Annotated in this window: 23 protein-coding genes; 13 read left to right on the top strand and 10 right to left on the bottom strand. The window is 52.1% G+C overall.

The features are described from left to right. Positions 1 to 101: 101 nt before the first annotated feature. Positions 102 to 1,517: an ABC transporter permease gene (locus KIH39_RS16635; RefSeq protein ID WP_213494347.1), complete on the bottom strand. Its 1,416-nt coding sequence runs from the start codon at positions 1,515 to 1,517 to the stop codon at positions 102 to 104. A gap of 145 nt (positions 1,518 to 1,662) precedes the next feature. Between KIH39_RS16635 and KIH39_RS16630 the strand changes: the two genes are divergently transcribed. Beyond that, positions 1,663 to 2,007, top strand: a complete 345-nt coding sequence (locus KIH39_RS16630; RefSeq protein WP_213494346.1) for an MmcQ/YjbR family DNA-binding protein — start codon at positions 1,663 to 1,665, stop codon at positions 2,005 to 2,007. Between the two features lie 64 nt (positions 2,008 to 2,071). Then, positions 2,072 to 3,355, top strand: coding sequence for an MFS transporter (locus KIH39_RS16625; RefSeq protein ID WP_213494345.1), 1,284 nt, complete (start codon positions 2,072 to 2,074; stop codon positions 3,353 to 3,355). Between the two features lie 3 nt (positions 3,356 to 3,358). Here the strand turns inward: KIH39_RS16625 and KIH39_RS16620 are convergent, their stop codons facing one another. Continuing rightward, a complete protein-coding gene (locus KIH39_RS16620) occupies positions 3,359 to 3,544 on the bottom strand; it encodes a DUF6496 domain-containing protein (RefSeq protein WP_213494344.1) in 186 nt (61 codons plus the stop codon). A gap of 208 nt (positions 3,545 to 3,752) precedes the next feature. Between KIH39_RS16620 and KIH39_RS16615 the strand changes: the two genes are divergently transcribed. The 3 genes from KIH39_RS16615 (at position 3,753) to KIH39_RS16605 (ending at position 8,937) form a co-directional block, all read left to right on the top strand. Continuing rightward, the gene (locus tag KIH39_RS16615) at positions 3,753 to 5,018 is read left to right on the top strand and encodes a lactonase family protein (RefSeq protein WP_213494343.1); all 1,266 of its coding nucleotides are present in this window, start codon (positions 3,753 to 3,755) and stop codon (positions 5,016 to 5,018) included. A gap of 303 nt (positions 5,019 to 5,321) precedes the next feature. Continuing rightward, positions 5,322 to 7,295: a lipocalin family protein gene (locus KIH39_RS16610; protein ID WP_213494342.1), complete on the top strand. Its 1,974-nt coding sequence runs from the start codon at positions 5,322 to 5,324 to the stop codon at positions 7,293 to 7,295. Between the two features lie 292 nt (positions 7,296 to 7,587). After that, the gene (locus KIH39_RS16605) at positions 7,588 to 8,937 is read left to right on the top strand and encodes a hypothetical protein (protein WP_213494341.1); all 1,350 of its coding nucleotides are present in this window, start codon (positions 7,588 to 7,590) and stop codon (positions 8,935 to 8,937) included. Positions 8,938 to 9,029: 92 nt separating this feature from the next. On the opposite strand, the gene KIH39_RS16600 is transcribed toward KIH39_RS16605, so the two are convergent. From KIH39_RS16600 to KIH39_RS16590, 3 genes are all read right to left on the bottom strand, one after another. After that, positions 9,030 to 10,970 carry an SPFH domain-containing protein gene (locus KIH39_RS16600; RefSeq protein ID WP_213494340.1) on the bottom strand — a complete coding sequence of 647 codons (1,941 nt, stop codon included), beginning with the start codon at positions 10,968 to 10,970 and terminating at the stop codon, positions 9,030 to 9,032. Between the two features lie 627 nt (positions 10,971 to 11,597). Beyond that, entirely contained in the window at positions 11,598 to 14,222 is a 2,625-nt protein-coding gene (locus tag KIH39_RS16595; protein ID WP_213494339.1) for a DUF4349 domain-containing protein, read from the bottom strand. Further along, positions 14,209 to 14,802: an RNA polymerase sigma factor gene (locus KIH39_RS16590; RefSeq protein ID WP_213494338.1), complete on the bottom strand. Its 594-nt coding sequence runs from the start codon at positions 14,800 to 14,802 to the stop codon at positions 14,209 to 14,211. The genes KIH39_RS16595 and KIH39_RS16590 overlap by 14 nt, the downstream gene beginning before the upstream one ends. A gap of 188 nt (positions 14,803 to 14,990) precedes the next feature. Between KIH39_RS16590 and KIH39_RS16585 the strand changes: the two genes are divergently transcribed. Further along, a complete protein-coding gene (locus KIH39_RS16585; RefSeq protein WP_213494337.1) occupies positions 14,991 to 15,602 on the top strand; it encodes a SprT-like domain-containing protein in 612 nt (203 codons plus the stop codon). Positions 15,603 to 15,650: 48 nt separating this feature from the next. Here the strand turns inward: KIH39_RS16585 and KIH39_RS16580 are convergent, their stop codons facing one another. Continuing rightward, complete coding sequence (locus KIH39_RS16580; protein ID WP_213494336.1) at positions 15,651 to 16,769, bottom strand: DUF3500 domain-containing protein; 1,119 nt, start codon at positions 16,767 to 16,769, stop codon at positions 15,651 to 15,653. 93 nt (positions 16,770 to 16,862) lie between these two features. After that, the gene (locus KIH39_RS16575; protein WP_213494335.1) at positions 16,863 to 18,053 is read right to left on the bottom strand and encodes an acyltransferase family protein; all 1,191 of its coding nucleotides are present in this window, start codon (positions 18,051 to 18,053) and stop codon (positions 16,863 to 16,865) included. 325 nt (positions 18,054 to 18,378) lie between these two features. On the opposite strand from KIH39_RS16575, the gene KIH39_RS16570 reads away from it, so the two are divergent. From KIH39_RS16570 to KIH39_RS16560, 3 genes are all read left to right on the top strand, one after another. Further along, positions 18,379 to 19,251 (top strand): alpha/beta hydrolase, encoded by an 873-nt coding sequence (locus tag KIH39_RS16570; RefSeq protein WP_213494334.1) that lies wholly within the window; start codon positions 18,379 to 18,381, stop codon positions 19,249 to 19,251. Between the two features lie 332 nt (positions 19,252 to 19,583). Beyond that, the gene (locus KIH39_RS16565; protein WP_213494333.1) at positions 19,584 to 20,486 is read left to right on the top strand and encodes a DUF1559 family PulG-like putative transporter; all 903 of its coding nucleotides are present in this window, start codon (positions 19,584 to 19,586) and stop codon (positions 20,484 to 20,486) included. Between the two features lie 22 nt (positions 20,487 to 20,508). Continuing rightward, positions 20,509 to 20,979 (top strand): hypothetical protein, encoded by a 471-nt coding sequence (locus KIH39_RS16560; RefSeq protein ID WP_213494332.1) that lies wholly within the window; start codon positions 20,509 to 20,511, stop codon positions 20,977 to 20,979. An 18-nt stretch (positions 20,980 to 20,997) separates the two neighbouring features. Here the strand turns inward: KIH39_RS16560 and KIH39_RS16555 are convergent, their stop codons facing one another. Then, the gene (locus tag KIH39_RS16555; protein WP_213494331.1) at positions 20,998 to 21,600 is read right to left on the bottom strand and encodes a TIGR02996 domain-containing protein; all 603 of its coding nucleotides are present in this window, start codon (positions 21,598 to 21,600) and stop codon (positions 20,998 to 21,000) included. Between the two features lie 185 nt (positions 21,601 to 21,785). Between KIH39_RS16555 and KIH39_RS16550 the strand changes: the two genes are divergently transcribed. Beyond that, positions 21,786 to 22,604 carry an FkbM family methyltransferase gene (locus KIH39_RS16550; RefSeq protein WP_213494330.1) on the top strand — a complete coding sequence of 273 codons (819 nt, stop codon included), beginning with the start codon at positions 21,786 to 21,788 and terminating at the stop codon, positions 22,602 to 22,604. A gap of 17 nt (positions 22,605 to 22,621) precedes the next feature. On the opposite strand, the gene KIH39_RS16545 is transcribed toward KIH39_RS16550, so the two are convergent. Beyond that, a complete protein-coding gene (locus KIH39_RS16545; protein ID WP_213494329.1) occupies positions 22,622 to 23,374 on the bottom strand; it encodes an SDR family NAD(P)-dependent oxidoreductase in 753 nt (250 codons plus the stop codon). A 155-nt stretch (positions 23,375 to 23,529) separates the two neighbouring features. On the opposite strand from KIH39_RS16545, the gene KIH39_RS16540 reads away from it, so the two are divergent. Beyond that, positions 23,530 to 23,955 carry a Minf_1886 family protein gene (locus tag KIH39_RS16540; protein WP_213494328.1) on the top strand — a complete coding sequence of 142 codons (426 nt, stop codon included), beginning with the start codon at positions 23,530 to 23,532 and terminating at the stop codon, positions 23,953 to 23,955. Next, positions 23,952 to 24,404 carry a hypothetical protein gene (locus KIH39_RS16535; protein ID WP_213494327.1) on the top strand — a complete coding sequence of 151 codons (453 nt, stop codon included), beginning with the start codon at positions 23,952 to 23,954 and terminating at the stop codon, positions 24,402 to 24,404. The genes KIH39_RS16540 and KIH39_RS16535 overlap by 4 nt, the downstream gene beginning before the upstream one ends. Positions 24,405 to 24,418: 14 nt before the next feature. Here KIH39_RS16535 and KIH39_RS16530 read toward each other — a convergent pair whose 3' ends face one another. Beyond that, positions 24,419 to 24,799, bottom strand: coding sequence for a sirohydrochlorin chelatase (locus KIH39_RS16530; protein ID WP_213494326.1), 381 nt, complete (start codon positions 24,797 to 24,799; stop codon positions 24,419 to 24,421). A gap of 69 nt (positions 24,800 to 24,868) precedes the next feature. On the opposite strand from KIH39_RS16530, the gene KIH39_RS16525 reads away from it, so the two are divergent. Continuing rightward, positions 24,869 to 26,395, top strand: a complete 1,527-nt coding sequence (locus tag KIH39_RS16525) for a serine/threonine protein kinase (RefSeq protein ID WP_213494325.1) — start codon at positions 24,869 to 24,871, stop codon at positions 26,393 to 26,395. Positions 26,396 to 26,407: the final 12 nt, after the last annotated feature.

Raw genomic sequence — 26,407 nt, 5'->3', positions numbered from 1 at the left:
TCCTCGGTGTAAGACTTGTTGGAATGGGGGAGCATCTATTCCAGGGGAAGTTGAAAATAAGCTATAGAAAGCCGGACTCCCAAGTTCGGGCTCATCAATTTTTAATCCAATTGGATTCGCCACCAGGCCAGCATCATAAACCCGAAAGCGAACAGACACAAGACTCCGCAGGATAATCCGATCACATTCCAGGCGGGAATCGGATTCACCAGAAGTTGCGAATAGGCATCCAGTGCCCAGGCATGGGGGGTGATGTAGCTGAAGCTTTTCATCTCTTCCGGCATCAGATCGCGCGGCATCATCGAACCGCTAATCCCGGCTAGAACCAGAACCAGAAGAGTCCCATAAACAGCGACCTGCGTTTCCGTTCGAGCCAGTCCCGCAATCAGCATCGACATACCGACTGCTGCGAAAGCGGTGGAGAGCACCACTGGAATCAATCCCCAGGGCTGCGTGCCCCAGGACATTCCAAACAATATTTTTCCGGCAAGCAAAAGAAAAAAGCCCTGAAAGACCGCGATGACCAGACAGGGGATCATTTTGCCCAGAAGAATTTCTCCGCGATAGATCGGCGCAGCTCGAAGTCGGATGAGAGTTCCCTGTCTGCGCTCGGCCACGAACAGCCAGCCGACCGTCAGAACCAGAAAAAAAGCAAACATCACCGTGTAGGCGGGAACCAGGATTTGGTAGCGTAAAGCGCCTCGCTTCAGGAGGCCGGAGCCATCCTGCGAGACATAGGGAGAATAGCTTCCTTGATTACCGGGCCGAGGCTCACTCTTGGTCAGCCCGGCCCAGGTCTTCGCCGTGAAGTTATAGCGGTCGAAAAGCTTGGCGATACCTTTCTGTACGCCGGGGCCCAATTCTTTGCGGACGCTTCCGGGCACGAGTTTCATTAGCGGGATATCCTCGGCCATCCGCGCCATGAATTTCTCGTCCCCAACCCGCTCGAAGGCTTTCCCGATCATCCAGGGGATTACAACCCGCAGCATGGTCACTTGAGCGGCCTGCTCGATGATGCTGGCGGCGACCTGTTGGGTGGGATCTTTCAAGATCGTCAGTCCCAATTCATTCACATTCACCCCATCCCGATAGAGCGGATTCAAAGGGGGTAACTCGGGAGGGTCGGTTTTAGACAGGAACGAACAGGCGTGAAGTCGGACGCTGAATTCCGGCTCCAGAATCAAAACGCAGGAGCGCTTTCCCTGGCGAACCATTGCCTCGGCTTCTTCGCGGGTGGGAATCAGTTCGATTCGGAGATCGGCCGTGTTGGAGAGATCATCCAGGAAGATTTCCGACCAAGCGCGATTGGGGAAAGGGCCGGGGTTTGGGGGTAAGCCTTGATCGAGATTCAGAATGGAAATGCGAATGCGATCGTCTGGTTTTTGACCAAACCCTTCGCCGACGGCCATTCCCAATACGGCGACGAAGAGCAGGGGCATGACAAAAAGTATCACGGCCGAGCGCGCATCACGTCGTAGTAGTCTCAGATCCTTGCCAGCGAGAGTGCCGATCGACATCCGGTCGTAAACCTTCCTCAATTCAAGATATCTGTCCGATCAAGATCTCAAGGATTTTGTATGGATACCCAATCAAATAGGTGTCTGATAGCGATCTTCTGGACCAGAATTTGACAAGCCTCTTGGGGACCGGTACCTTCAGAACATGACTCCCGACAAATTCCGCAAGCTGGCTCTGACCCTGCCGGAGACCAGCGAATCGTCTCATATGAATCACCCGGACTTCCGGGTGAAGGGAAAGATCTTTGCCACCCTCGGCTATCCGGACGAAACGTTCGCAATGGTGAAACTCAATCCCAAACAACAAGCACGATTTGTAGCTTCCTCCCCGAAGGCCTTTCAACCGGTGCCGGGAGGCTGGGGATTGAAAGGAGCCACACGAGTTCACCTGAAATCAGTCAAGGTGGCTGATTTGAGAACGGCGCTTCTTCACGCCTGGCGGAACAACGCCCCGAAATCACTGCACGATCTGCTGGAAGACCCGGATTGATCCCTTCGAGAGTCATTTTTTTAAGATGGTCCTCTTCTGAGCGTGCCCGACTAAAAATGATGGCATGATCAACTATGTATCTCAGCCGTCTCGCCCGAAAAGTGAACTCCAGCAGCTTCTGGCGATCCAACCCTACCGACTCTATCTGCTCGGTCGATTCTTTGGAACCCTGGCGACTCAGTGCCAGGCAGTCGTCATCGCCTGGGAAGTTTACGAGTTGGCTCGGAAATCGATGAACGTCGATGAGGCGTCGTTGCGTGTGGGCCTGATCGGTCTCGCACAATTTCTTCCACTATTCGCTTTTACTTTACCGGCGGGTGAAACGGCGGATCGTCACGATAGGCGAAAAATCCTGGTTGCCTGTTTTCTCGTTCAAATGTTGATAGCCATCGCTCTGACGGTTCGCTCCTATCTTCAAGGAGATATGCTCGTCATTTTTGCGATGGCCGGATGTTTCGGTATCGCACGAGCGTTCTTTCAGCCGGCCGCGAGTGCCCTCGGGCCAAAGCTGGTGCCTATTGAGTTACTTCCTAGATCGATCGCAACCAATTCCTTCATGCTGCAATTGTCGATTATTCTTGGCCCGGTGCTGGGTGGGCTGGTCTGTGCACTGAATCCTATCATTGGTTATGCCCTCTGTATCGCCTTGTTTTTTGGATCAATCCTTTGCTTTAGCGGCATTCTGGGCGATACCAAGCCGGTGATCGAACCGGGGAGATCCCGCGCGCAACAGATTCGGGAAGGGCTGGATTATCTCTGGCAGAACAAAATCGTACTCGGAGCGATTTCGTTGGATCTTTTTGCGGTGCTTCTGGGCGGTGCAACTGGCTTGTTAACAGTTTTCGCTCGCGATATTCTGGAAGTGGGACCGCAAGGTTTTGGTATCCTCCGAGCCTCGCCGGCGGCGGGTGCGGTGATCATGGCCGCCTATCTGAGTTCCCGGCCCATTCGAAAGCGAGCCGGGATGAAAATGTTTATAGCCGTGGGCGTTTTCGGTCTGATGACGGTGGTCTTCGCGTTTTCCCAATCTTTTATTCTTTCGATTGCGGCTCTGGCTGTCTTGGGCGCGGCGGACATGATCTCGGTATTCATCCGGCAGAGTCTGGTACAGATCACCACGCCGGATCGCATGCGTGGCCGAGTCTCCGCGGTATCCACTCTCTTCATCGGGGCGTCTAACGAACTAGGGGAATTTGAAAGCGGCGTCACGGCCCGATTCATGGGACCCGTAGGCGCTGTGGCCTTTGGCGGCTTTGCGGCCATATTCGTCACCGGCCTTTGGTTGAAACTTTTTCCGGCCCTGCGGCAAGCCGATGAGCTCTTACCAAAACAGGAGCCGGCGAAATAATCCTCAGGAGGATTTCTTTTTGGGAACTCTCGCGCCGGATTTGCGAGCCTCGGAAAGGCCGATGGCAATGGCCTGTTTGGGATTCTTGACTTTCTTGCCGGATCGACCGCTGACCAATTTTCCTTCCTTGAATTCGTGCATGACTTTTTCCACCTTTTTGCCAGCCGATTTGCTGTATTTCCTAGCCATGGTATGCTCCCGGTTGAATCAGGAATGATTCTTTTTTCTTCCGAAAGAGAATGCAAAATCTATACCAGCGGAGTTGCGAAAATGCATTTTTCTTTCAGCGAACCGATATCCTAAAGGCATAGAAGTGAACCCGATGATGGATAATGACTTCTTCAACCATCCCGCTTGCGAATCAATTTGTCTCTGGGCTTGAAAGGCGCGATCTCTCATGACTGCACTACCTGCTTCCCGTCGTCTATTTCTCAAAAACTCCCTCACTCTGGCTGGAACTTCTCCGCTTCTCAAGCGGAGTCTGCTGGCGAGACAGAATTCAGACAATAAGACTTTGTTTGCCTACGTCGGCACCTTCAGCTCACCTTTAAAGGACGTGCTGCCAACTCAGGTCGATTTGCCGCCGGGCAATGGCCGAGGGATACATATCTTTCAGGTGAACCGTACTTCGGGCGCTTTAATGCCGGTCGGGATTTTCGAACTCGGTACTAGCCCGAGCTGTCTGGCGGTGAACGCCGCCGGTACGAGACTCTACTCGTCCAACGAAACCGATAAGGTGGGTGAAAAAAAAGAGGGAACGGTCAGTGCGTTCGCCATCAATCGGGCCGACGGAAAGTTGGATCTACTAAATACGGTCAACTCGGGCGGAGCGGGGCCGACTTATGTGAGTATTCACCCCTCGGGTCGATATTTATTCGTCGCCAATTACTTTGGCGGCTCCGTGGCCGTGCTACCGATTCAAGATAATGGACGGCTGGGCACTGCGACGGACGTCAAGAACGATGCAGGTACCCTCGGTCCGACCCGGGCAAAGAATGCACCTTTGGGCAGCTTTGCATTCAGTGGACATGATCACACCCACGCTCATATGATTGAAGCCGATCCGACTGGCCAATTCGTTATCCACGTCGACTTGGGATTGGACAAGATTTACGTCTGGAAGTTCAATGAAAAGAACGGCACCTTAGCTCCCAGCGAGAATCCCACGGTATCGGTTCCACCAGGCGATGGACCTCGTCATTTTCAGTTTCATCCCAATGGCCGTTGGTTCTATTGCATTCAGGAGGAAGGTTCGACGATCATCCTGTTCGATTACGAAGCCAAAACCGGAAAGCTGACAGCGCGACAGACTATATCGACTTTGCCGCCAGGCTTTGCTGGCAGTAATTTCTGTTCGGAGATTCTCGTTTCCAAGGATGGTCGGTATATCTACGCCGGGAATCGGCTGCACGATAGCATTGGCATTTTTGCGGTGGGTGAAAACGGAACTTTAACTTACGTGGGGGAGGAGTGGACGCGCGGCAACTATCCCCGGAGTTTTTCTTTCGATCCCAGCGGGGAATTTTTGTACTGCTGCAACCAGCGAGGCGATAATATCGCCGTTTTTCGCGTGGACCGCAAGACGGGCCGGCTCAATTTCACCGGGCAGTATACGCCGGTAGGGAACCCGAGCATGGTTGCGTTTTTGGAAGTGAAGCGCTAAAGGCAATAGTTTTGACGAACCAGAGAGATGGAACGGACTTCTGAAATGAATTTCTGAAATCTGTTCCAGTTTATCCGTGACTAAACGGCATTTCCGTTTTCATCCTTTTCAATTTGCCATATTACTTAAATTTCTCTGAGCTATTCCTTCAAAATACCGGCCACCTTAGCGGGTGTTTGGAATGCATCAGCGATCTCACTCTCATTCCCGCCGAAATGTTCAACTTTCTTGTTTTCGTTTACGCATGAGGACGATGAGATCAGCGATACCGATTTTATTATCGCGACTTTTCGGAGACGGACGATGACCGGAACGAGTCAAAGAAATTGTTTTCAGCCCTGGAAATCCTTTCGGTATCTCTCGCTTTTATTTCTCCTGAGCTTGGCATTCCCGGCATTGGTGGCGGCGCAATCCGCTCCCGTGATGAAGTTGAAGGAGAATAATAAGCTCTCCGCAAATGGCGATTGCTCCTTTCAATATGAAATCAAATTGCCCGTAGCCCTCTACACCATGTTCAAAAAGACCACTCCCAACACGGCGGTGATGATCCGCAAGCTCGGTCTAAGCGATCAGAGTGCCGCGGTAGAAGGTATCAACGGGGAATGGCTCGATGGTGAGAGCACACTGCGAATCAGTTTTCTCTCTCGCGGCGTTGCACGTGTTCACAAAGGAGAGACTTGGGAATTACCGCTCATCGATAGTTTGGATACCGATCTGGTGGCCGTTGCGGACGGCGTCGCCGTACTGACGCAGGCAGCGGAAATTCAGGGAATGGGTGTGGCGACCAACACGATCAAGGTAGCAATGCCCGCCGGGGCCACTGAGGTGAAAACTCTGAAATCGCCCGCTCGCCTGAGCTATAAACTGCCGGCACCTGCCGCGACGACAGGGACTTCCAAAGTCGAATTTGATCTGGAAGCCAAAGACCAGGTGATGTCGAGTCTGGCCAAGGCTCTGAGCAATAGATCGTTCAGTGCATTATGGACCGCTCGCAGCAAATTCAAAAATACCGGATCGGTAACTCTCAATGATTACCGGGTGCGCTTCCGCATCGCTGAATATGCCCCAACGTGGAGTTCCTGGCAGGGGACTCCACTGGTCGTCGCGGGTCAGACAGTCGTTGATGGCTACTATCCGATCTTCGATATGGAACGAATCGGCCGGCTCACTGGCCAAAGCCGGGCCGCGATTGAAATCCAGTATCAATACAGGGGCTCCGACGGGAAACTGGTGGAAGAGACCGAATCCAAAGAAATCATTCTGCTGAGCCGCAATCAGGTCTATTACACGAGCATGAAATTCGCCGATTGCGTCGATTGGAACGACCGGATGAATCTGGTCGGGGCTGTGGTTTCCTCGTTTGTAACCCACGAAGATACCGTTATTCAGCAGGCCGCGGGTCGAATCGCGAAATGGTCGGGCGGCACCAACGCGGCCGCAAGTGACGAAGCGGCTCTTAAGTTCATGGCCGCGGCGTTTCAGTTCATTGGCGAGAACGTGGCCTATCAGACTCCGCCCTCGGGCGAGAACGAAACGAAATTCATCCAGCACGTCAAATATGGCCGCGATGTGCTGAAGAATCATGCCGGTACCTGCATCGACTTGGCCATTCTCTATGGCAGTTTGTGCCAGGCTGTCGGTCTGGAAGCGGTGCTGTATAACATTCCGGGCCATTGTTTTCCCGCCGTGAAATTGCCCCAGAGCGGAAAGCTCATTCCCGTGGAAGCCACCCAGGTCGGCCGACGTAGCTTCGACGAAGCCGTTGCCTACGCGTTCGAAAATCACATGAAGCCTATTAGAGCCGGTTCGATGCCTTACGATGAAGCTGTCGTGTCCAAGTATCAGAAATTAGGAGCCATTCCCATCGATTTGCCTCCAGTGGGCGAAGATCCCCTGGAAAAATGGGGAATCAAAATGCCCACCGCCGTGGTGAATCGCAACAACCCGACTCCGAATCAGAATAACCCGGTTCCCAGTACTGGTGACACCATTGTGGGCATGTGGGTAACCCGATTCAACCTCAACGGAGGCACCGTAGGCGGAGCCGCACTCTTCAAGCAGGATGGAGCCTTCGAAGGGGCCTGGGTTCGAAACGATGCCACTGGCAAACGAACCAGCGATGATACAGGCACCTGGACGATCAACGGGAATAAGCTGACGATCAAAGGAGACAAGACCGGCACGGTTGTCAGGCCGTTTGAATTGAAGGGCGACATTCTGAAGTTGGAAATCGCGGAGTTTGGCGGCGTGGTGACCTTCACCCGTAAGAAGAATTGAAACTCCCGATTGGGATCGAACACAAACAGTCCTTCACCTTGACGGTGAAGGCCCGATGGAAAAGTCGGTTGTCTATTCTGTGCAAATTAGCCCCGCGAAAAGCAATCGTTCTGGACCAAAACAGGACGATTTTTTTCGGCCTCAATTCGGCAGGCCATTCTCCTGGAGCAGGATTCGAATTCGTTGCCAATTTTGAATTCGGAACTTAGGACGCCAGCGATCATAATTGTGTTTTACTGAGGACTAACTAAGCTACCGGTATCCGTCCGCATTACCCATTACCGGAGCTAATATGATTTGGTCTCACTTGCGGAATGCAGTCGCCCTGCTTCTTCTGATTACTTGTCGCACACCATCCAGCATCTCCCAGGAATCCTCCACTCTCGACAAGGCGGCAACACTGACGGAAATCCGAGACGCGATAGACTGGTCGAAATTACCCCTTCCCGCCGGCGCAAAGCCGGGACGGATCGGTCTCTCGATGTACTCCTTGGAGGTCTCCGGGAACTTTCAGGAACTCGCCGCATTCTTTCAAAAGAATCTGCCCAGCGCTGGCTGGAAAGAAGATCAGACTCCGATCCCCGGCATCGATCAGAAATCCTTCCTTTTTCTGAATTTCGATAAAGGGGGAATTCGGTTGTCGATCAGCGGCTACCGACTGGATCCCGCCCGCCCGGTCAGCATCACGATCTCCAATCTGGGGAATGTGGATCTGCGGAAACTTGCCAAGCCCTCGGATGCAAAATTTTTGAATAATGGCCGGTCAGTCGCTTTGTACACGACGGCGTCCAGTCCCGAACAAGCGGCCGATTTTTGTCGAAAGGCGCTGGAGAAAAATGGCTGGAAGGAAGCTCCCGCGGACTCGGCTATTTTTTTTGCCAAGCAAGGCCGCATCCTTCTTCGGTTTCTGCAAAATGCCATGGAAATTAGCGTAATTTCCGCAAAAAATGCATCGGGCCTAACCGAAGTGACCATTAGCAGTGGCGTTCGTAAGACCTTTGACGCCAGCGAAGTCAGAAAAGTTTTAACACCCAAAGAGGTCGCAGTCGCCGCCAATGAAAAAGAGTACCTGGCCCTTCTGGACCTTCGTAAGCTTCCCCTGATTAAGGATGCAAAGAAAAGAGATCGGCAGATCGAGCCGATTGCCAGCTCAACGACCGTTCAATGTCAGGCACATGGCACCTTGGAGGAGGCAATCCACTTCTATCGCAAGCAGATGGTGGAGAACGATTGGCGCGAAGTACAAACCGACACTGCCATCCCCAATCAAATAAGTATGCTATTCGAGAAACAGGGCTACCGCGTGGCGGTCGGTTTATCTCAAAAGATGAAGGAAGACGTTCAAATCGGCATCGTGAATCAGGGGAATGTCGATCTCCGTCAATTGCCGTATCCCTCCGGCACGGAGATTCCCCCGGAGCGGGCGGACACATTCAACTCCAAGACCACATTGTCCGAACCAGATACCGTGCAATTCTTTAAGACCGAACTGAAAAAACTCGGCTGGCAGGAACTCGAAGCCCGTGGTCGGGCCAACTACCAATTTTTTCAAAAAGCCAGTCTGCTGCGGCTGGAAATTCAGAAAAATTCGGAAGGTGCGACCGCGATCGAGATCAGCACCGGCTTGATCGCGGTCAAGTGATTCTTCCCAGGATGTTCTTTAGCTCGGCTGAATGTAAGGCGAACGGACGGGAACTCGATTGAGAAATTTCCCGTTCGTTCACTAATCAACTATTAACGGGGGGCTTTCTCTTCCGCGATAGTTCGAGCAGGAAGCTTCATCCCCATCTTCTCGGCGACCAGCAGAGACATTAAGGTCCCCAGCAGGCCCGATCCCTGATCACCGCCCCCGGCAAACATCGTTTCGGGAACAAGAGGCTGTTTGCTCTGCGCGAGCGACTCGGCGATCAGAGACATCGCGTAGAGTCGGGAATCGCCGAACGATTCCACTTTCTTCTGGAGCACTTCGGCCTCGGCTTTCCCGACCAGATTCACTTTCTCTGAAAGCCCCTGACCTTCGAGTGAAACGCTTTCGCTGGCGGCCTTGGCCGTCACCACGATTCGTTCCGCATCCTTGCGGGCGCGGGCAAGTGCCGCTTCCGCTTCGTTTGTCTGTATGCTGATCTGAATCGCCGAGTGCGTCAGCTGTGCCTGCATCTCGGCTTTCGCATTGGCGTCGTTCAGCGTTTGCTTTTTCCCTGCGGCAACTTCTTGCTTTCCGTAAGTTTCAATCTGCTCCAGCGAGAGTTGTCGCAGGCGCAACTGCTCCAGTAAGTTTTCGATTTTTCCATCATCTCCTTGAGATTCCGGTTTTCCAATCAGCACGTCGACACACTGGATATCGAACTGCTCGAACTTCAAGCTGAGTTCCATGCGAGCCTGTGCCTGGATATCGTCGCGATCATGCACCAATTCTAACATGGTTCGTTTGTGAGCCACGTCTCGAAAGTAAGCCGACAGCATGGGGTCGATCGTCTGGGTAATCAATTTCTTGACATCGCCAAAGCGTTGAATCACATTCGGGGCTTTCTGATAATCGATGTGAACCACCACCGATAACGGCAGAATCGGCTCATAGGCATCCTTGGTAATCAGGTCGATCGATCTCAGGCTTTCGTCGTACTTGTGCCCTTCAGTTTTGCCAGTTATCCAATGCAACACGAAGTTGGTCGTCGGCACGCGAATAATCTGACCTGCGTAAGTATTGAACGGATACTTGCCAGGACCCAGCGTGTTTTCCCAAACTCCGCGTTGACCCTGATGCACGCGCTCGCCGTGGCGGAAGGTGGCGCCGGAAGTGTCGTTGCCTTGTTTACCGTAGTAACTCACTACAACCCCCACTTCTCCAATGGTAATCACTTCCTTGGGAATGAGTTCGATCGTGGCGAACCAACGGTTGATGAAATACGTGCCATCGACGAGGGGGGCATACTGTTTACCCCGCCGTCCGCCTGCCTTTAGAAAAGCCTCAATATCCTGGTAATTGTTGTGATAGTTCGGGTTGTCGACTTCATTACCTACCGGCGGTGCGATGATTTCCCCGGGCTCCAGCGAGGGGCCATCGTGCGTCGTGACGATACCGATATCGTCCATCAATTTTTCGGTCGAACTGCCAATCACCACGGGATCGAAACCATTGATCTCGGCCAGGTGGCGATGCCACTTGGCGGCGTCCTGTGCCACGTCGATTGCGAACACGCCGTCCTCGGTTATCACACTGAAGACGGCTAGGTTAATGGCATAAACCCCTTCGCGAAGAATGGCTCGCTGCCGACCCTTCTGACCGTGCTCCAGAAAAGCTTCCACATCCTGGTAGTGATTGCATTCGACCACGCGTCCCAAAGTTTGGCTGGGGCCAAGCGCTTCGCCGGTCCTGGCAAAAACGTAGCCCATTTTTCCTTGCTTTATGGTAATCAGAGGGCGTTGATGGACTTTGTATTGCCAGCGCCAATAGCCGAAGTGGATGCCGCCGCGCAGCACATCGGGTTCGAAACCGGCCTCGCCATTCCGCGCGACAATTTGGCCGCCGCCGAGCGATCCCCGGTTGGACCAGAGTTTTTCAACGATACCGACTTTATTATTCGGTAGGTAGCGGGCTACCAAAAAGACTGAGATCAACAAGACAACTAGGACTAAGGCTAGTGCCACGATCGAGTAGAGATTTGCAGGGTCCATGATTCATCCTTTAAGAATCGGAAATTCTAAATTCGAGCATAATTCGAATGCCCTGGCGCGGCGAGCAGGCCAGCGCGGCCTTCCAATAAAGCTCTTACTTGAGGTTCGCGCGACTTCGGCGAACTCGTCGTTTTGAAGTTAATAATTCGCGGGATTTCAAATACGAACCGAAACTCAAAATCTCAGGGTGGTGAAACCCATTCCGATTGTAGACAGAGTCGTCGTGAGGAAGTTTTGAGGTGTTTCACAGGGAACCTTCGATTTGCTGTCGCAAATCCTTGTGCTTCGCTTCTCGCAACTGGGACTCATTGGCGAGAGGGAAGATTACCTTCTTATTCGCATCCGATCGCCGATCATTTTAACCGGGTCGCTCGGCCGCTACTGCCAGAAGTAGCATTCCATCTACACTTCGGGTCTTGCTTTGAAAAGAGGGAAATGACCATCGCGATTGAAATTGATGAAATCTTGATAACTAGCAGAAGTCTTTTGACAGAAACTTAACAACGAAAAGTAGGATCTCAACGAGATGAAATTGGGATCTTTGAAATCGATACGTCTTGGGAAGTGACGACGAATCTGGGTCCTCTACTAGGAGATAGAGGTTCAGTCGTTATTGCCAGGAGGATTCTAAACGGTCTTATCGGGAGTCTGCGATTTTCGAAAGACCGATTTAGCAATTCGATAGCCGCCCAACCCAACCAATGTCCAGGGGACGAGCACACACAAGCCAAAGATCAGCCAGGTGACACTCAACAGCAGCATCGAAGCGCTGTAGGACAGTCCCTTGCGGACCTGCGGCCATAAGCCCTCGTCCTTGGGTACTATGGAAGCAATATTGGTTAACTGCACGTCGATTCGGCCAATCGCATATCGGCCATCGCTGGCCTGCGGATCCCGACTGTTCTGATTGACTCGCACGGTTCCGAGCGATTTAATGCGTTCGATCAGACCGGAGGATGCGGCCAGCGGAACGTCGTAAATCAGCTTGGCAGTGACATTGCCGTTGCGTTCCTTGCTAATCTGAACATCGACCTGATGCCCCTTCAATTCATTGACCTGAGCGTTGATGAGTGTCGCGGCGTTTTCCGCATCCTCGACCTCAACAACCAGATTCGTGGTCTCGCGCGGTTTTATCTTGGAGGCATTTATCAGAGTGGCCCGATAGAGAACTTTTGTGTCGGTGACATTATCCGATTCGGGTGCTCGGCTGACCGTTCGAGCGAATATCTCACCAATACTACCCAAAGAAGTCTGGAACGCGCTTTCTTCGGTTCGACGCACTTCGAAGTCGATTTGGGCCGTGATGTTTTGTCGATCATTGGCGTTGACGCTGCCACTCAGCACGCGGCCATTTGCTTTACTCACCGCGTCTTTCAGAGCCTGATAACCGGCGGCAACATCGGTCACGGCGATTTGCAGGGTCGTAGTTTCGCGAGGTGCGATGGCCGCGAGATTGTAGATCTGGACGGCAAAGATCGCATCGCCGCGCTTCACCTTCGAATCGGCCTGCGGAGTGCCTCCGTCGGAAGTGGTCACGCGATCAATTTCGAGCCGGGCGAGCCGACCAATCTGTTTGAGTCGATCGCGCATCGGCCCCGATTGATCGGGCGGGACTTCAAATTGCAGCACCGCATTAAACTGCCCGGCGGTCAACTGCTTCAATTCCGATTTGCTGATTCGCCCTTTCAATTCCGTCACGGCGGCAATCGCTTGCTGCAACGATTTATCGACGTCTTCGACTTCGATGCCGGTCTGGACGCGTTCGCGTTCCGTTAGGCCGATTGCGGAGCGAATTTCTTTTTCCGTAAGAGTGATAGTAAGAGTGCTCAACGCGGCCTGATTGGCGTAGAAACGCAATTCGCCTTCGTATTCTTCGATCTTGGTTCGCCAGATTCCGAGTTCCTTTTCGGCCTCCAGCAGTTGTTTGATCTCGCCTTTGCCTTCCTTGATGATGTTCAGTAGTCGCTGTTCCATCGTTCGGGCCGCCTTGAGCCGGCTTTCCAGGTCGGTGTATTGCTTGGTGATATCCTGGCTGCCAATGCGCTGGCCTTTCAGTTCACCGTCTTTTCCAAGTTTCTCGCGGAGATCGAGCACAAAACTATCGAGTGCTTCGGGCGGCATTCGAACCACCAGCGAACCCTTCATTTTGCCGTTGCTCAGCTTCTCACTGTTGACCGTTCCGATGTATCCCCCCTTGATGGGAATTAGGAGTTTCGTGATTGTCGCCACGGCCGAATCGAAGGAGTCGATTACAAATTCGATTTCGCCCGTGCGGATGATGATCTTGCGGGACTGCTGGGAAGCGACCGGATCAGCTTGAGGATTCTGGGGTTCATTTGGGCGATAACTTATTCCGTCTATTGCTTGTCGAGGTCGATTGAATGGTTCGTTGACTTTCGCCGTGCCGGACGGGGGAGTTTGCTCGACGTATAAAACATTGTTACTTTTGCCATTTCTTTGATCTGCGGGTGTCCCACCGAAATCGAAATTGTTGGATGGCTTCAGGTCTTTGACTTTATCGCTATACCTGTTTATGCCGTTGGCGACGTAACCTAATTGCGGCAAGCTAAGCGTGTCGCTACTAGACCCATTGCTGGAAGCTCCAGTATCCAAAGTTGTGACGGGCTTCGGAATGCCGTTTCCGGATTGTTCAGGCATTCTTTTGACGGCTTCTTCCATACCTTCAATTTGGTAGGAATACGGCTTCCGATATTCTGACTGACCACTTTCTGACAGTTTGGAAGGTCGGTCTTGAACAATGCCATCGCTGGCTAGCACTTTCCTCGAATCGATTCTCGATTCAAGAATAGATTCGGAATTGTCAATTCCGAGGGTAAATGTGGCAATGGGTTCGGATTGAAAAACATTTGCAAAGGAGACCGAACCGGGAAATGGCAATCGTTCCGGGTTCATGGACTGGCTCGCGACCAGACCCGTTAAGCCGATGCCGAAAATGCCCACCGAAGCAGCGATGCCGAAGAACAGAGGGCGCTTCCAGGCACGCTTTGAAACGGATTGAATATCACGTTTCCAGGAAATGGCTTTGATCATACGGTCCTCCAGCGCTGGATCGGGTCGGATCGGCGCAAATAGGGAATTCAGGTTGAAATCCCAAGTTCGGGATTCGGCTAATAGTTTCTGGCATTCAGTGCAGTTCAACACATGCAGGTCAAATCGCTCAATCTCGGAACGATCCAATCCGCCCGCCACATAGGTTTCGATGTTTTCGATTATCCAATCATGTTCGTTCATGATTCACCACCTCGTCATCCTTCTCCAGGAAGCCGGACGCCAGCTGATCGCGAAGCATTTTCATGCCGCGATTCAATAATCCGCGCAACGAACCGTTGGTCAGACCGAGCTGAGTACCGATAGTTTCGTAATCTGCCCCGGTGATATACCGGAGCGTGATGGGCATTCGATATTCCTCGGGTAAGGAACGCAGAGCTTGCAACACGGCCAGTCGCGATTCCTCCCGTTGAGCTTCCAATTGAGGATCAGGTCCCGCAGCGCTCAAATCTGCCCAAGAAACAATCCGGGCTTCGGGCTGCGTTCTTTTTTGTCTCCCCGCGTTTCTCGCACAGTCCAAATGCACCGTCTTGGCAATGGTCAATACCCAGGCTCGAAAACCATCGGGATTGCGCAATTGATGGAGCGAGCGATACGCTTTGATCCAAACTTCCTGAAGCAAATCTTCCGCCAGATGAGAGTTCCCGGTATCGAGATACAAGCGCGCGAAGATCAGCCGCGAAGTTCGACGGATGAGTTCTTCGAAGGCGGACGAATCCCCTGATAGGGCTCGTCGGACCAGTGACGTTTCTTGTTCACTCATAGGCGTTCCGATAATAGAAACGATGTTGAGGAACAAAGCGCGCGCAAAACAGAAGAGTTTTCCCAAAAAAGCGAGCGAGGATTTGGCTGTGACCTGTAGAATTTCAACGGTCGATCTGAACCGGAAGAGTTCTACTCTCGTGTCAGGACACTCTTGGGAATCTATTCGCACTACGACGGAGCGATCTCTTGGATTTGAAGGAATTGGAAGCGATCGCTCAACGCGAACTGGCTAAACACAATCTCGTCGGATGGACGTTTGGCTTTTCCGATACGAAGCGACGGTTGGGTGCCTGCAAGTACAAGCACAAGAGAATCGAAATCGCCCGCTATTACGCCCAGCACAGCAATCGAGAATCTGTCATCGATACGCTTTTGCACGAGATTGCGCATGCCATAGCCGGACCTGCCGCTCGGCACGGACCCGCCTGGAAAGTCGTCGCGATTCGGCTCGGCGCGAAGCCGCGCGCCTGCGAAAAATCGGATAATGTCGTCATGGAACCGGGAGTGTGGCAGGCGTTCTGCCCGGCCTGTCAAACCACCTTCCATCGCTACCGCAGGCCGATGAGTTTGACCGGCTATCGGTGTCGCTGCCCGGGACGTTCGCCGTTAACCTTCGAATTTCGCGGCGATGCGAAACAAAAAGCGCGAATGCTGGCAGAACCCGACCGTTCGATTCGCTGGTCGGCTACCTGCATTGGATGTCAGACGGTGCATTATCGCATGAAGCGGCCTAAAGCGGGCATCTGGCGCTGCAAATGCCCTTACCGCTGTGAGTTGACTTGGCAGAGTAAGAGATGATCTTCGCCAGCTTCGGAATAATCGTCGTCCTCGCGAGAACTCCATTCCTTACTTCATATCCTTGGCCGTTCCCACGCCATAATCGTCCGCGGGATTTCTAACGACCGTGTGAATATGATCGGCACTGCCTTGCGGCGCATATTCGATGACAATGCTGGGGCCCTGAATGCGGAAGTAAGCGGCGCTCCCTTTTTCCGTCGGTCCACTCCACGCGAAGTAAGTATCAGCGACCTTCTCCTTAATCTCCGCCATTCGCAAGGCCGCGGAATCGGGTTCCGTAATATCGATCCAGGCCGCGATGACATCCAGTAGCATAGTCCGCTGCTCGTCCGTCAGTGCGGATCCTTTAATTCCTTTCGCTTCAATCTTTCTTCCATCCCGGCCTGGCCCGAGCAGCAATTCCTGTTGAGGACGGCTGCTGAGGATGGCCGCGGCCTTCTGCTTTTCGTCCAGCGAATTCACCAATTTGAAAGCCGTGTCATTTTCCAAGCCCAGTGGACGAACTTCTTTACCGTCCCGTTTGTAGAGAGCGGGTTGGGATCCGGTGTGTGTGGGGGTTAAAATGAAGTGTTTACCGACGATACTCACGTTCAGGCCAAGGTGATGGCCGCCGAATTGCAGCATCCAGGGTTGGGTTTCAGAAGGTTTGCCGAAGATCGCCAGGAAATAGAGATCGGAGCCGAACATAGGGCCGCCGCCGCCTTTCCCGCCGCCTTTGCCTCCCTTGCCTGGGTTGTTATCGAGCAATCTTTGATCGCCCTCCATGATGTCGATCATCTTCTGGAAACCGCTTTTGCTGAGGACTGAAGCCAGAACCTTAAAGGCCAGAGCCCGTTGATCCTTCGAGAGGTCGCCTAATTTTACTCCGTTGCGGGGAACGAAAGAGGCGGGGAGATTGGACCAGTTTGATTTTTTGCCGCTGGTGAAGTCGAACAGAGTCTTTTCTTTCTGTTTATCATCCAAGGCTTCCAAAAAGGCGTTGGCCGCCGTGACCGCTCGACTGGTAGGCGATCCCGTCACTTTATCATCAATCTCCAGTCGGGGAGAATTATCGTTGCTCAACCCGTAAATCGCGGAGCCGGTAATTGCCAGTGTGAGGACTAGTGCCAGAGATTTTCTGCCGGAGGTGTTTGAAGTCTGCGGCGATTCTAAGATCATTTGGCTCATCGACATCTCCCCAATTGAAGTTAACCCAGATAGTAACGGAACTCGGGGAATTCCAGCACGGAAAAATTGCAAAATCTCATTTTTTCGAAGGCTTCAAGATGGTGCAGCGGTTTTTCGATTTTTAAAGATTGTCCGGAGCCATCTCGAGGCAATTGGTTGGACATAAAATTCAAGGAAGATGGCCGCCAGGATACTCGTAGAGAGGAAAAATAGGGCTTTCAGTGGGAAGGAATCGGTCGGCAGTTCGTTAGCTAAGCGATTGAACGGCAGATGGATGATGTAGATTGAGAACGACAATCTTCCGAGAAGTAAGGAAATCCGTTCGACAGCTTTAGACTGGAAAAGTTCGAGGTTTCGAAAACAGAAAGCGGCTAGCAGTCCGAAAAGGGGCAAGATTGTGTAAATAAGAATCGCCCGGCGTGTCGAAGGGCTGTGCTGGATCAGATAAACAAACAGCAAATAGAACCCGATAAAAGCGATCAACTCCCTCCAGGAGACTCGCCGCAAGGATCGCCGAGCCGTTTCCTTTTGGAGTAAGCGAATAAACAGCGGTGCGATCATGAGTGAGGAGAGTAGGGCACTTAAGGCCGAATAGAACTGAGTACTCAGTGCCAGTCGATCCGCCATTGGCAACATCGCCAACCAACCGATCGCCATAATTCGATTCGGAAAGATCACTTTTTTCAGATCGATCAGATAATAGCCCAACAACCAGACACAGGAGTAGGCATTCATTAAGAGGAAATGGCCCCCCGGTCCTTCCGGAGTATAGATTTCGATCAGCACGGCGCTCACCAGGGAGGTGATAGCCCAGAGTTTCAGCCAGAGTTTTTGATGCGACCCGATGGTCAGAGCGAAAATAGCGTAGAAGAACATCTCAAAGCTGATGCTCCAGAGAGCCGCATTGGTCCACAGCGATTTGATCCAAACCTCTTCGGTGGTATCGACGAACAACGCATTCCCCAGAATGACTTTTAGGGTAGGAGGGCCAAGTGTGAAGCATTCGACCAGGATTCCGAAGGTCAGGGCGATGTAGTAGAGCGGAAAAATGCGAATTACACGATCGATGCAGAACTGTTTGCGACTTTTGGGATTGCGATCATAGCTGAGACGGATAACGGTGCCCGAGAGCAGGAAAAAAGTGATTACCGCCGTGGAACCCCAGTTAAACGCCAGAGCCAAGAATCCCAGAGCTTCCCGACTGCCGTCCAAAAGTAACAGATGACAAAGGAGCACCATCAGAGCCGCTAAGCCGCGAATCAACTCCAACCCTGTATTTTTCATGCCGAAGACTTTCGCCGCTAAATCTTGCCAAGTCTCTCGCTCACGTCTGCGAGAGATCGCTTGCCGGTAGGAGATTGAACCTAGGGAGAACCCAAGCATTTTATGACGTGTTTTCCATTTGCAAATTTTAATTGAGGGAGAAATATCTCGACGCAAAAATCCATCGTTTACTGGGAAAAGAAGCAGAAATCCGCGATTTTTTTGCCGTGGTGAGATGCATTTCTCGCGATAATTCAAACCGTATGGTACCATCGAGCGAAGCGGACTCGCACTTGCTCCAAATTCCCGGAGTGATTGCTGCCCTAAGAAGAAAGAAGGAAGAAATATGAAGCTCTCCTCGTGGTTAATTCTCGTTGCCGTACTCCTGACCATTTCGCCTTATCGCTGCCCGGCCCAGACGGCGGAAAGCAAATTCTCCGCCCCACCGGTGGGCTACGACAAGAAGAAAGAAGGCATCGAACGCGGTAAAGTGGAACTGGTCGAGTACGATTCCAAAACGGTAGGCGCCAAGCGTAAAGCTCGTGTTTACACACCTCCCGGGTTTAGCAAGGATCAGAAATATCCCGTTCTCTATCTTCTCCATGGTATCGGAGGGGATGAGAACGAATGGACGCGGAGCGGTTCGCCCGATGTCATTCTCGATAACCTCTATGCCGAGAAAAAACTGACGCCAATGATCGTAGTTATGCCTAACGGCCGAGCTTCCAAGGAACTCACGGCGCGAGATCCGATCCCCAAGCAATCTCCAGCGTTTGCCCTGTTCGAAAAAGATCTGCTCAATGATCTCATACCGTTTATCGAAAAAAACTACCCTGTAAAAGCCGATCGGGAATCGCGAGCTCTTGCAGGGCTGTCAATGGGTGGCGGCCAATCTCTGAATTTTGGACTCAGCAACCTGAACACTTTTGCATGGGTCGGCGGTTTCTCCTCCGCCCCAAATACCCGGCCGCCGCAGGATCTGATCAAGAATCCGGAGGAAATGAACACCAAACTTCGGCTGCTCTATGTGGCCTGTGGTGACAAAGATGGACTATTCCGGATCACTGAGGGGCTTCATAAAGCTCTGGAGGAGAAAAAAATCCCTCATGCGTACAACGTCATTCCCGGTGGCGCGCACGATTTCAAAGTCTGGAAAAGCGACCTGTACCACTTCGCGCAGCTCATCTTCAAGGACAGTTCGCTGGATAAAAAGTCGTAGCCCTCTTCTTCAGGAGCCAAGTTGGAAAAGCTATCCGAGTGGCTAGCCTTTCTCGTATTCCAGGCTCATATATCCAATCGAGGCACTGCAATTCCTCAGAAGGCAGTGCCTCGCCTAAATCGTTCAGTCGGACAAAAAATAGCACTTCTAAAGAGTCACTAAAAGCTCAGGATTTCTATTAATCGGTAGCAGTTTTTGCGGACATTTCTTGTCGTTTGCAGTCTTCACTAAAGCTTTATCCCGCGAACTTCGATCCATCACCGACAGTATTTAAACTGTACCCGACGTGATTATCGTATTCCTTCGAATTGATCTTCCTGTAGAGGTGGAAAATGACTCACTATCGGGCAACTCGAGTATCGCGCACCGCATTCACACTGATTGAATTGCTAGTCGTCATCGCAATCATTGCCATCTTGATTGGCCTGTTACTGCCCGCAGTGCAAAAAGTACGCGATGCGGCCGCTCGCACGCAGAGCATGAACAATCTGAAGCAAATGGCCCTGGCAACGCATTCTTATCACGACGCGATCGGGCATTTTCCGCCCGCATTCGTCGATTGGGATTCGGATTATAATCCCACCTGGTACAATCATTGCGGTTCGACGCATTACTTCATTCTCGCCTACATCGAACAAAGCGCTTTGGCGGCAAAAACGCCGACCTATTTCTGGTCGGTCTACACTAACTATCCCGTGAAAACTTATCTCAATCCGGGCGATCCCACAACTCCGGCGAATGGCCTCGAAAACGATTACGGGGCACTTTACGGTGTGACCGGTTACGCGGCAAATTACCAGAGCCTCGGCTACTTCCTCAATGACGCCACCCAGAAAATTCGAAACATGGCGAGCATCACCGACGGAACTTCGAACACGATTTTCCTCTCGGAGAAGATTACCGTCTGTCAGAATTCCAACTATTTCGATTCGGCAATTCAGGGTGATCCCAATTACTACAACATCTGGGCTTATGGTCGCACCGCCTGGAAAGAGTGGAATCCCGTCTTCGAATACCAGCTGACAGGAGTCGCTTCCCTGTTTCAGGTGAATCCCATCACTACCGGAGCGAATGCCAATTGCGACCCCCGTTTGGCGAGCACATTTCGCTCCTCCGGCATTCTCGTAGGAATGGCCGATGGCAGCGTGCGATTTGTGGGATCCGGCGTCTCTCCCCAGACCTGGTGGGCTGCCTGCACTCCCGATCAAGGCGAAATTCTCGGCTCCGATTGGTAATCATCGAATAATGGACTTTCCCATGCGTTTGCATTATTCCTTTGGAATCATCTCTATCGCACTCCTGTCTCTTGCAGGATGCGGTGGGGATCTTCCTCGCTCCCGAGTACACGGCAAAATCACGCTGAATGGTAAGCCGCTGACAGAGTCCACCGTGGTCTTTCTGACTCAGGATAAAAAAACTACCCTCGTAAAACTCCGCAACGATGGTACCTATTCAGTCGATGGCGTGGTCCAAGGGCCGGTTGAAGTTTGTATTCAGCAGGATTTACCGAAAGTCGGTCCGCGACCAAATCCGACTCGAGCAGCTCAGAAACCCAAGAATAGCGAGGCGAAGGATCAGCAAAAGGTGGTTGAGGATGCTCCTCCGGCTTCCACTCCAATCGAGCGAAAAGTCGTCTTGCCAGTAAAATACGGCGATCCGAAGCAGTCGGGCCTGAGATTTGAACTTAAAGAAAAAGACCAGGAGTGGTCCGTCGAATTGAGCTCGTGATTAACGGGCCGGTGTTTGCTAATTCCGAATCTCCTCAAAGTCCGGCCACACCAGCGGCGGCAATCCGGCGATGTTCCGTCCATGAGCCACGCAGGCGCGAGAAAGCGCCTCTTCGGCAATCTCTAAGGAGGCATAGCCGATCGTATTGCCGGTTTCGCCGTTTAAGCGAGGCAAAAATCTCCCGATGTCGGCGGGCAGATAGGAATCGTGCATCGGGCTAGGAAATCTCAGAAAAGAGAGGCTCCAGAAAAACTGCCTCTCCTGTTCTAAAGGCTTCTTATCGATTAACTTTACTACGGTAATTGGCTGACTGTTGAACAGATCTCTCACATTGAAGAGGAAATCGTAACAGGTAAAAGAGACGGCCTGCACAAAGCCGTTTTCGATCTCCCAACCAGGACGAGATATCTTCTGAAAACGAAGTGAACTATCTTGCGTGGTATGGTACAGGATTAGCTGTGAAGATTCTGATTCTTCCGCCACGGGCGAATGTAGTCCGCGAATGAAATTAGCCGTTGAAAGGTCTCCCTGCTCCTCCAGCCAGTCGGCAAATATCAGTCGAGGGGTCGCGTCGAACGGGTACTCCCGGATATGTCGGAGAAATGCTTGCAGATCGGTCATCGGACCTTAGTTCTCATCGCACTAATAAACTTCGATCGCGAACCGCGACGAACTCAAATAGATCAATAGCGTAACAATTGACCTGGGAGTCTACGTATTCTCAGATCCATGGTATCAGGAATTACTTATCCATTTTTCTCAGTAGTTGCCAATACAGTCTGTTCTGGTTTTATTTAATACTCACTATGAATATCTTATCCTCTCTTCGCAGTCTGACAAAAACTTTGGCAACCGACTTTCGACTTTCTCTGCATGGTATGATGCCCGGCCAGTACACGCGAATTCACTATCGGGATAGAGTTCGTAGTCGTCGTGGAGAAGAGGCTCCCAAGATTGAGAGTTCAATTCGCGTTGACGGGAAGAGAATTCATCTTTACCTCACTTCCGCGCATGCCTTTACGATGGCCAATCTTTTTCTAGGGGAAGAGTATGACCTTCGGAAATTTTTGAACGAATCACCTAAGTTGATCGTCGATCTTGGGGCTAATGCCGGGATGGCCACGGCGTATATGAATGCGGTCTATCCCGATGCTCAGTTCATTTGCGTCGAACCCGATCCGAGAAACCTGCCGCTTCTGGAACAGACAATCCAGGCCAATCAGATACGTGCTAAGGTGGTGCCTGCCGCAGTCTCCTCGGAAGCCGGGGAATTGATTTTACGGTTTGGAGACAATCCCACCTGCAGCGCCCTGGAAACGTCGCCGATGCACGATCTGAGTTCCGGAGTCAAAGTCCCGGTACGCACGGTTCCGGATCTGCTTAGCGAGTCGGGATGGAGCCATATTGATCTTCTGAAAATCGATATCGAAGGAACCGAGAAGGATTTACTTGGCTCGAATAACGAATGGCTAAAACGGGTTAAAGCCATCGTTCTCGAAATTCACCCCAATACCTCGGAGCAGGAAATCAACAGTTTCATCAATCCCTTTGGTTTCAGTCTTACGCGAATTCAGAAGAGCGTTGAGCCCGTATTCTTCGCGCAGAAAAAGTCAGCCAAAGACTGATCTTCCGATTCTCGACTTCAATGCTCCACAAGTTTGATGACAAGCCAGTCGGGTAACCAGCGAACCACTCGCATCATCAGCGAAGTCTGCCAGGGGAAGCGCAATACTTTCTTCTTTTTCTGAATGCCGCGGTAAATGATCGTGGCTGCTTTTTCCGCACTCATCTGAAAAGGCTGAGGGTAGGGATCCTTATCGGTCATCGGTGTTTTCACGAACCCGGGACAGACACAGGTCACGGCAATTCCCCGGCCACGCAACTGCATTCGCAGACCTTCCAGGAAGACATTCACGGCGGCTTTACTGGCACAATAGGCGGATTCTCCGGGCAGTCCCTGAAAACCTGCCAAACTGGAAATGGCCACAAGTTGACCCGATTGGCGTTGCAGCATTTCGGGCAGTACGGCATCGAACGCATAAACGACGCCCAGTGTGTTGATCTGGAATGTGGACTCGATCTCCATCCGATTAAATGGTTCAATTCGCGTTGGGATGCCGATGCCGGCATTGGCGATCATCAAATCGATCGGTCCTAATTTCTCTCGAAGCTGCGCTACAGCCCGTTGCAACGACTCGATCTGAGCGACGTCGGCTTCGGAGTATTCGGCGATGGCTCCCGACTGCCGGAGGGCTTCGGTCAATTCGATTAATTTGTCTTTGCGACGTGCGATCAGTCCAACCGACCAGTTGTTCCGGGCGAATTCCCTGGCCAGAGCGGCACCGATTCCGCTGGAGGCACCAGTGATCAGGGCAACGCGTGGATCAAGTTTCATCCCAGAAGTCTAGAGTGATTCCGGCGATTTTCCACAGCGGAAATTTTTGTTCGATTTTCATCTTGTATCGGAAGCAATTTCCGGCCAAGATCGCTATAAATAATTAGCGAAGAAAAATCTCTCGCTAGTAAACTTATCACTCGCTTTCGAGCGCTATGAAATATCAACCTGCGATTTTGGAGATCGCTCAAAAGGGCGGTCGGTACCCTTATGAGGCCTACGATTTCATTGAAGAGGCCTTAAAATTCACGCAGAAACGATTGGGCCGCGATCCGGGGGATGTCACACCTCCCGATGCCCGGCACCACATCAGTGGTCCAGAACTGGCTGTCGGAGCGGTCGAATATGCCAAGCAGGAATTCGGAATGCTGGCCAATGCCGTTTTCCGCCACTGGAAGCTCACCTGTACCGACGACATCGGTGAAATCGTCTTCCACCTGATCGATGCCGGCATTCTCTACAAGAACGAGAATGATAGCCGGGATCACTTTCATCAACTATTCGATTTGGAGCATGCCCTGACCGAGGACTTTGCCATCTCCCTGGCAGAAACCCCCTGGTCCAAACGAGGCACTCGATGATTTTCGCGAAAATTCGCCTCTACATCGCAGCCGTGCTCTTTTTCGGCTGGATCGCTTATTTGGCGTACCTGGCTCTGAACTTCAACCACCCCGTCATCCTTTCCCGTTCGCAATTACTCACAACCGAGTGGGCAGTCGTTGCGGACATCAAGGTGGATGAGAAAGGGGATCCTTCGCCGGAAGTTCAGGTAGTAGAGGATCTGCACTGGGATAAGCAAAAGCCGGAATTGCCGAAAAGCATCTCCATCATCAATCTCGCGGATGCCAATTATCCGGAAAAGAAAAAATTGGAATCCGGGAAGCACCTGCTGCTTTTAGGCAAGAAACAAGGCGATCAGTATACCGTGGCTTTAACGCCTAATTCTCCCGGCGAACATGGTGGCCGCGTTTACCTATATCCCTGGAATCCGGAAATCGAAAAACAATTTCAGAAATACCGCAGTCCCTGATCGCCATAGGTTGTTTAGTTCGTCGCTTCTCCAATCCGCTGCTGGACGATTTCCACCAGCAGGGGGTGCCTTCCCAACGGTTCCGCTAACAGAAATTTCACATCGGGATATTGCGCGATCAATTGATCCCGTGCTTCGGTCAGATCCTCCCGGACGTGGACACCAGGCGAGAGAAAATAGGGCATCATGACCACTGTCGAAACCATTTGCTGAGCACACAAAGTGCCACCCTGTAGGATGTTGGGTTCGGTCAGTTCCAGATAAGAAGTTTGCACGAACCGAAAAGTGGCCGTTTCGCGGATTCTCCCGGCCAGCCATTCGAGATCTTCATTGGCCTGCTTGCGCCGGCTGCCATGAGCAATCAACAACAGCCCGATTCCTTCTCGACTCGACATTTCGGTCCTACCTTGCAATCCATTTTGACATATTTTATTGATAGTCTGCCCAATATCAGAGAATCTTGCATGGCCAATGCACCCTCGATCTCACTTGCCAACTATTGCGCTCTGATCGTGAAGAGCAAGTTGGTGCCCGCCGAGATGGTGAAAGAACAATTCGAACTCTGGCAGAGCCGTAATTCTGCCAGCGATGATGTCGAACACTTCAGAAAATTCCTGGTTAAAGCCGGTTTTTTATCCGAGTATCAATCGGTTATGCTGGCGCGCGGACACGCGGACGGCTTCCAGCTCGACACCTACACGATTCAGGACCGCATCGGCAAAGGGCGAATGGCCGGGGTCTTTCGAGCCATCCATAGTACCGGCCAAGTCGTGGCCATAAAAGTTTTGCCTCCGTCCTCCGCTAAAGATCCTACGATGCTCTCGCGGTTTCAGCGAGAAGCCAAATTGCTGATCAAGCTCGATCACCCGAATGTGGTGCGGGCTTTTCAATTCGGGGAATCGGCTGGCAAACATTACTTCGTGATGGAGTATCTCGATGGGCAGACTCTCGACGAGATTCTTTCGACGCGTAAACGTTTGCCGCCCGCCGAGGCCATTCAGATCGTCTATCAGGCGATGCGAGGCATGGAGCATATCCATTCGCGCAACATGGTCCACCGCGACATCAAGCCGGCCAATCTGATTTTGATTCCTTCCGCCGGTTCCAGTCTGGCGGAAAACACACTCAAAGCTAATGTGAAACTGTTGGACATTGGCTTGGGAAAGACTTTCTTCGACGAAAATATACCGATCCACGAAGCGGAAACTCAATTGACCAGTGAAGGCGTGCTGCTCGGCACCCCGGATTATATGTCCCCCGAACAGGCCAAGAACGCGTCCGCGGCGGATATTCGAGCCGATATTTATAGCCTGGGCTGCGTGCTCTACCATTGCCTGACCGGCCAGCCGCCATTTCCGGATCGCAATCTGATGAATCAGATTATTCGGCATGCGACCGAAACGGCGAAACCTTTAAAGGATATGCTCAATCCGGTTCCGGAAGGATTGCAGGCCGTTATCGACATCATGCTGGCGAAAGAGCCGGAGAAACGGTACCAGACACCCGAAAAAGCGGCTCAGGCCTTGAAGCTCTTTTTGAAGCATCTCCCCGAGGCTCCGGTATCCCCCGAGCCCTCCGCCAAGTATTTGAAATGGCTGCAGATCCAATCGTCCGAACAGAAAAAGCTCGCTGATACGGCGGCTTTGAAGGCTACCGATTCCGGGCACCGACCGCGACCGAATCCGGCCAAACTCGAATCGCCTCGTACACCTCCGACAGCCGAAGTTTCGAAGGCCAGGACTAAAGAAGCCAGCCCGGCTCCGAAACCGATTCCGAAACTGGAACCTCTTGAAGTGGATGTCGAACCGGTTTCGGAGGAGTTCGACGTCGAACTGGTGCCAGACCAGGGAGGCGCGGCTGTGCCCATTCAAAAATTTGCACTGTCCCGCCGAGATTTTGCAATGCTCGGAATTGGCGCGGCGGGGGGATTGCTGATTGCCGGGATCGGTTATGTTCTTTCCCAGGGAGCGAAGAAGGAGAAAGCCGAATAACCTCACTCGGTT

This window comes from Telmatocola sphagniphila (genome assembly GCF_018398935.1).
Classification (GTDB): domain Bacteria; phylum Planctomycetota; class Planctomycetia; order Gemmatales; family Gemmataceae; genus Telmatocola; species Telmatocola sphagniphila.
Note: the sequence above shows the minus strand (reverse complement) of the source record. Positions and strands in the feature narration are given on the sequence as shown.

What these genes read in the sequence shown, in the direction of transcription:
- KIH39_RS16635 (WP_213494347.1), bottom strand. Translation starts at nt 1,517, where the DNA reads ATGTCGATCGGCACTCTCGCTGGCAAGGATCTGAGACTACTACGACGT.
- KIH39_RS16630 (WP_213494346.1), top strand. Translation starts at nt 1,663, where the DNA reads ATGACTCCCGACAAATTCCGCAAGCTGGCTCTGACCCTGCCGGAGACC.
- KIH39_RS16625 (WP_213494345.1), top strand. Translation starts at nt 2,072, where the DNA reads ATGATCAACTATGTATCTCAGCCGTCTCGCCCGAAAAGTGAACTCCAG.
- KIH39_RS16620 (WP_213494344.1), bottom strand. Translation starts at nt 3,544, where the DNA reads ATGGCTAGGAAATACAGCAAATCGGCTGGCAAAAAGGTGGAAAAAGTC.
- KIH39_RS16615 (WP_213494343.1), top strand. Translation starts at nt 3,753, where the DNA reads ATGACTGCACTACCTGCTTCCCGTCGTCTATTTCTCAAAAACTCCCTC.
- KIH39_RS16610 (WP_213494342.1), top strand. Translation starts at nt 5,322, where the DNA reads ATGACCGGAACGAGTCAAAGAAATTGTTTTCAGCCCTGGAAATCCTTT.
- KIH39_RS16605 (WP_213494341.1), top strand. Translation starts at nt 7,588, where the DNA reads ATGATTTGGTCTCACTTGCGGAATGCAGTCGCCCTGCTTCTTCTGATT.
- KIH39_RS16600 (WP_213494340.1), bottom strand. Translation starts at nt 10,970, where the DNA reads ATGGACCCTGCAAATCTCTACTCGATCGTGGCACTAGCCTTAGTCCTA.
- KIH39_RS16595 (WP_213494339.1), bottom strand. Translation starts at nt 14,222, where the DNA reads ATGAACGAACATGATTGGATAATCGAAAACATCGAAACCTATGTGGCG.
- KIH39_RS16590 (WP_213494338.1), bottom strand. Translation starts at nt 14,802, where the DNA reads ATGAGTGAACAAGAAACGTCACTGGTCCGACGAGCCCTATCAGGGGAT.
- KIH39_RS16580 (WP_213494336.1), bottom strand. Translation starts at nt 16,769, where the DNA reads ATGAGCCAAATGATCTTAGAATCGCCGCAGACTTCAAACACCTCCGGC.
- KIH39_RS16575 (WP_213494335.1), bottom strand. Translation starts at nt 18,053, where the DNA reads ATGAAAAATACAGGGTTGGAGTTGATTCGCGGCTTAGCGGCTCTGATG.
- KIH39_RS16570 (WP_213494334.1), top strand. Translation starts at nt 18,379, where the DNA reads ATGAAGCTCTCCTCGTGGTTAATTCTCGTTGCCGTACTCCTGACCATT.
- KIH39_RS16565 (WP_213494333.1), top strand. Translation starts at nt 19,584, where the DNA reads ATGACTCACTATCGGGCAACTCGAGTATCGCGCACCGCATTCACACTG.
- KIH39_RS16560 (WP_213494332.1), top strand. Translation starts at nt 20,509, where the DNA reads ATGCGTTTGCATTATTCCTTTGGAATCATCTCTATCGCACTCCTGTCT.
- KIH39_RS16555 (WP_213494331.1), bottom strand. Translation starts at nt 21,600, where the DNA reads ATGACCGATCTGCAAGCATTTCTCCGACATATCCGGGAGTACCCGTTC.
- KIH39_RS16550 (WP_213494330.1), top strand. Translation starts at nt 21,786, where the DNA reads ATGAATATCTTATCCTCTCTTCGCAGTCTGACAAAAACTTTGGCAACC.
- KIH39_RS16545 (WP_213494329.1), bottom strand. Translation starts at nt 23,374, where the DNA reads ATGAAACTTGATCCACGCGTTGCCCTGATCACTGGTGCCTCCAGCGGA.
- KIH39_RS16540 (WP_213494328.1), top strand. Translation starts at nt 23,530, where the DNA reads ATGAAATATCAACCTGCGATTTTGGAGATCGCTCAAAAGGGCGGTCGG.
- KIH39_RS16535 (WP_213494327.1), top strand. Translation starts at nt 23,952, where the DNA reads ATGATTTTCGCGAAAATTCGCCTCTACATCGCAGCCGTGCTCTTTTTC.
- KIH39_RS16530 (WP_213494326.1), bottom strand. Translation starts at nt 24,799, where the DNA reads ATGTCGAGTCGAGAAGGAATCGGGCTGTTGTTGATTGCTCATGGCAGC.
- KIH39_RS16525 (WP_213494325.1), top strand. Translation starts at nt 24,869, where the DNA reads ATGGCCAATGCACCCTCGATCTCACTTGCCAACTATTGCGCTCTGATC.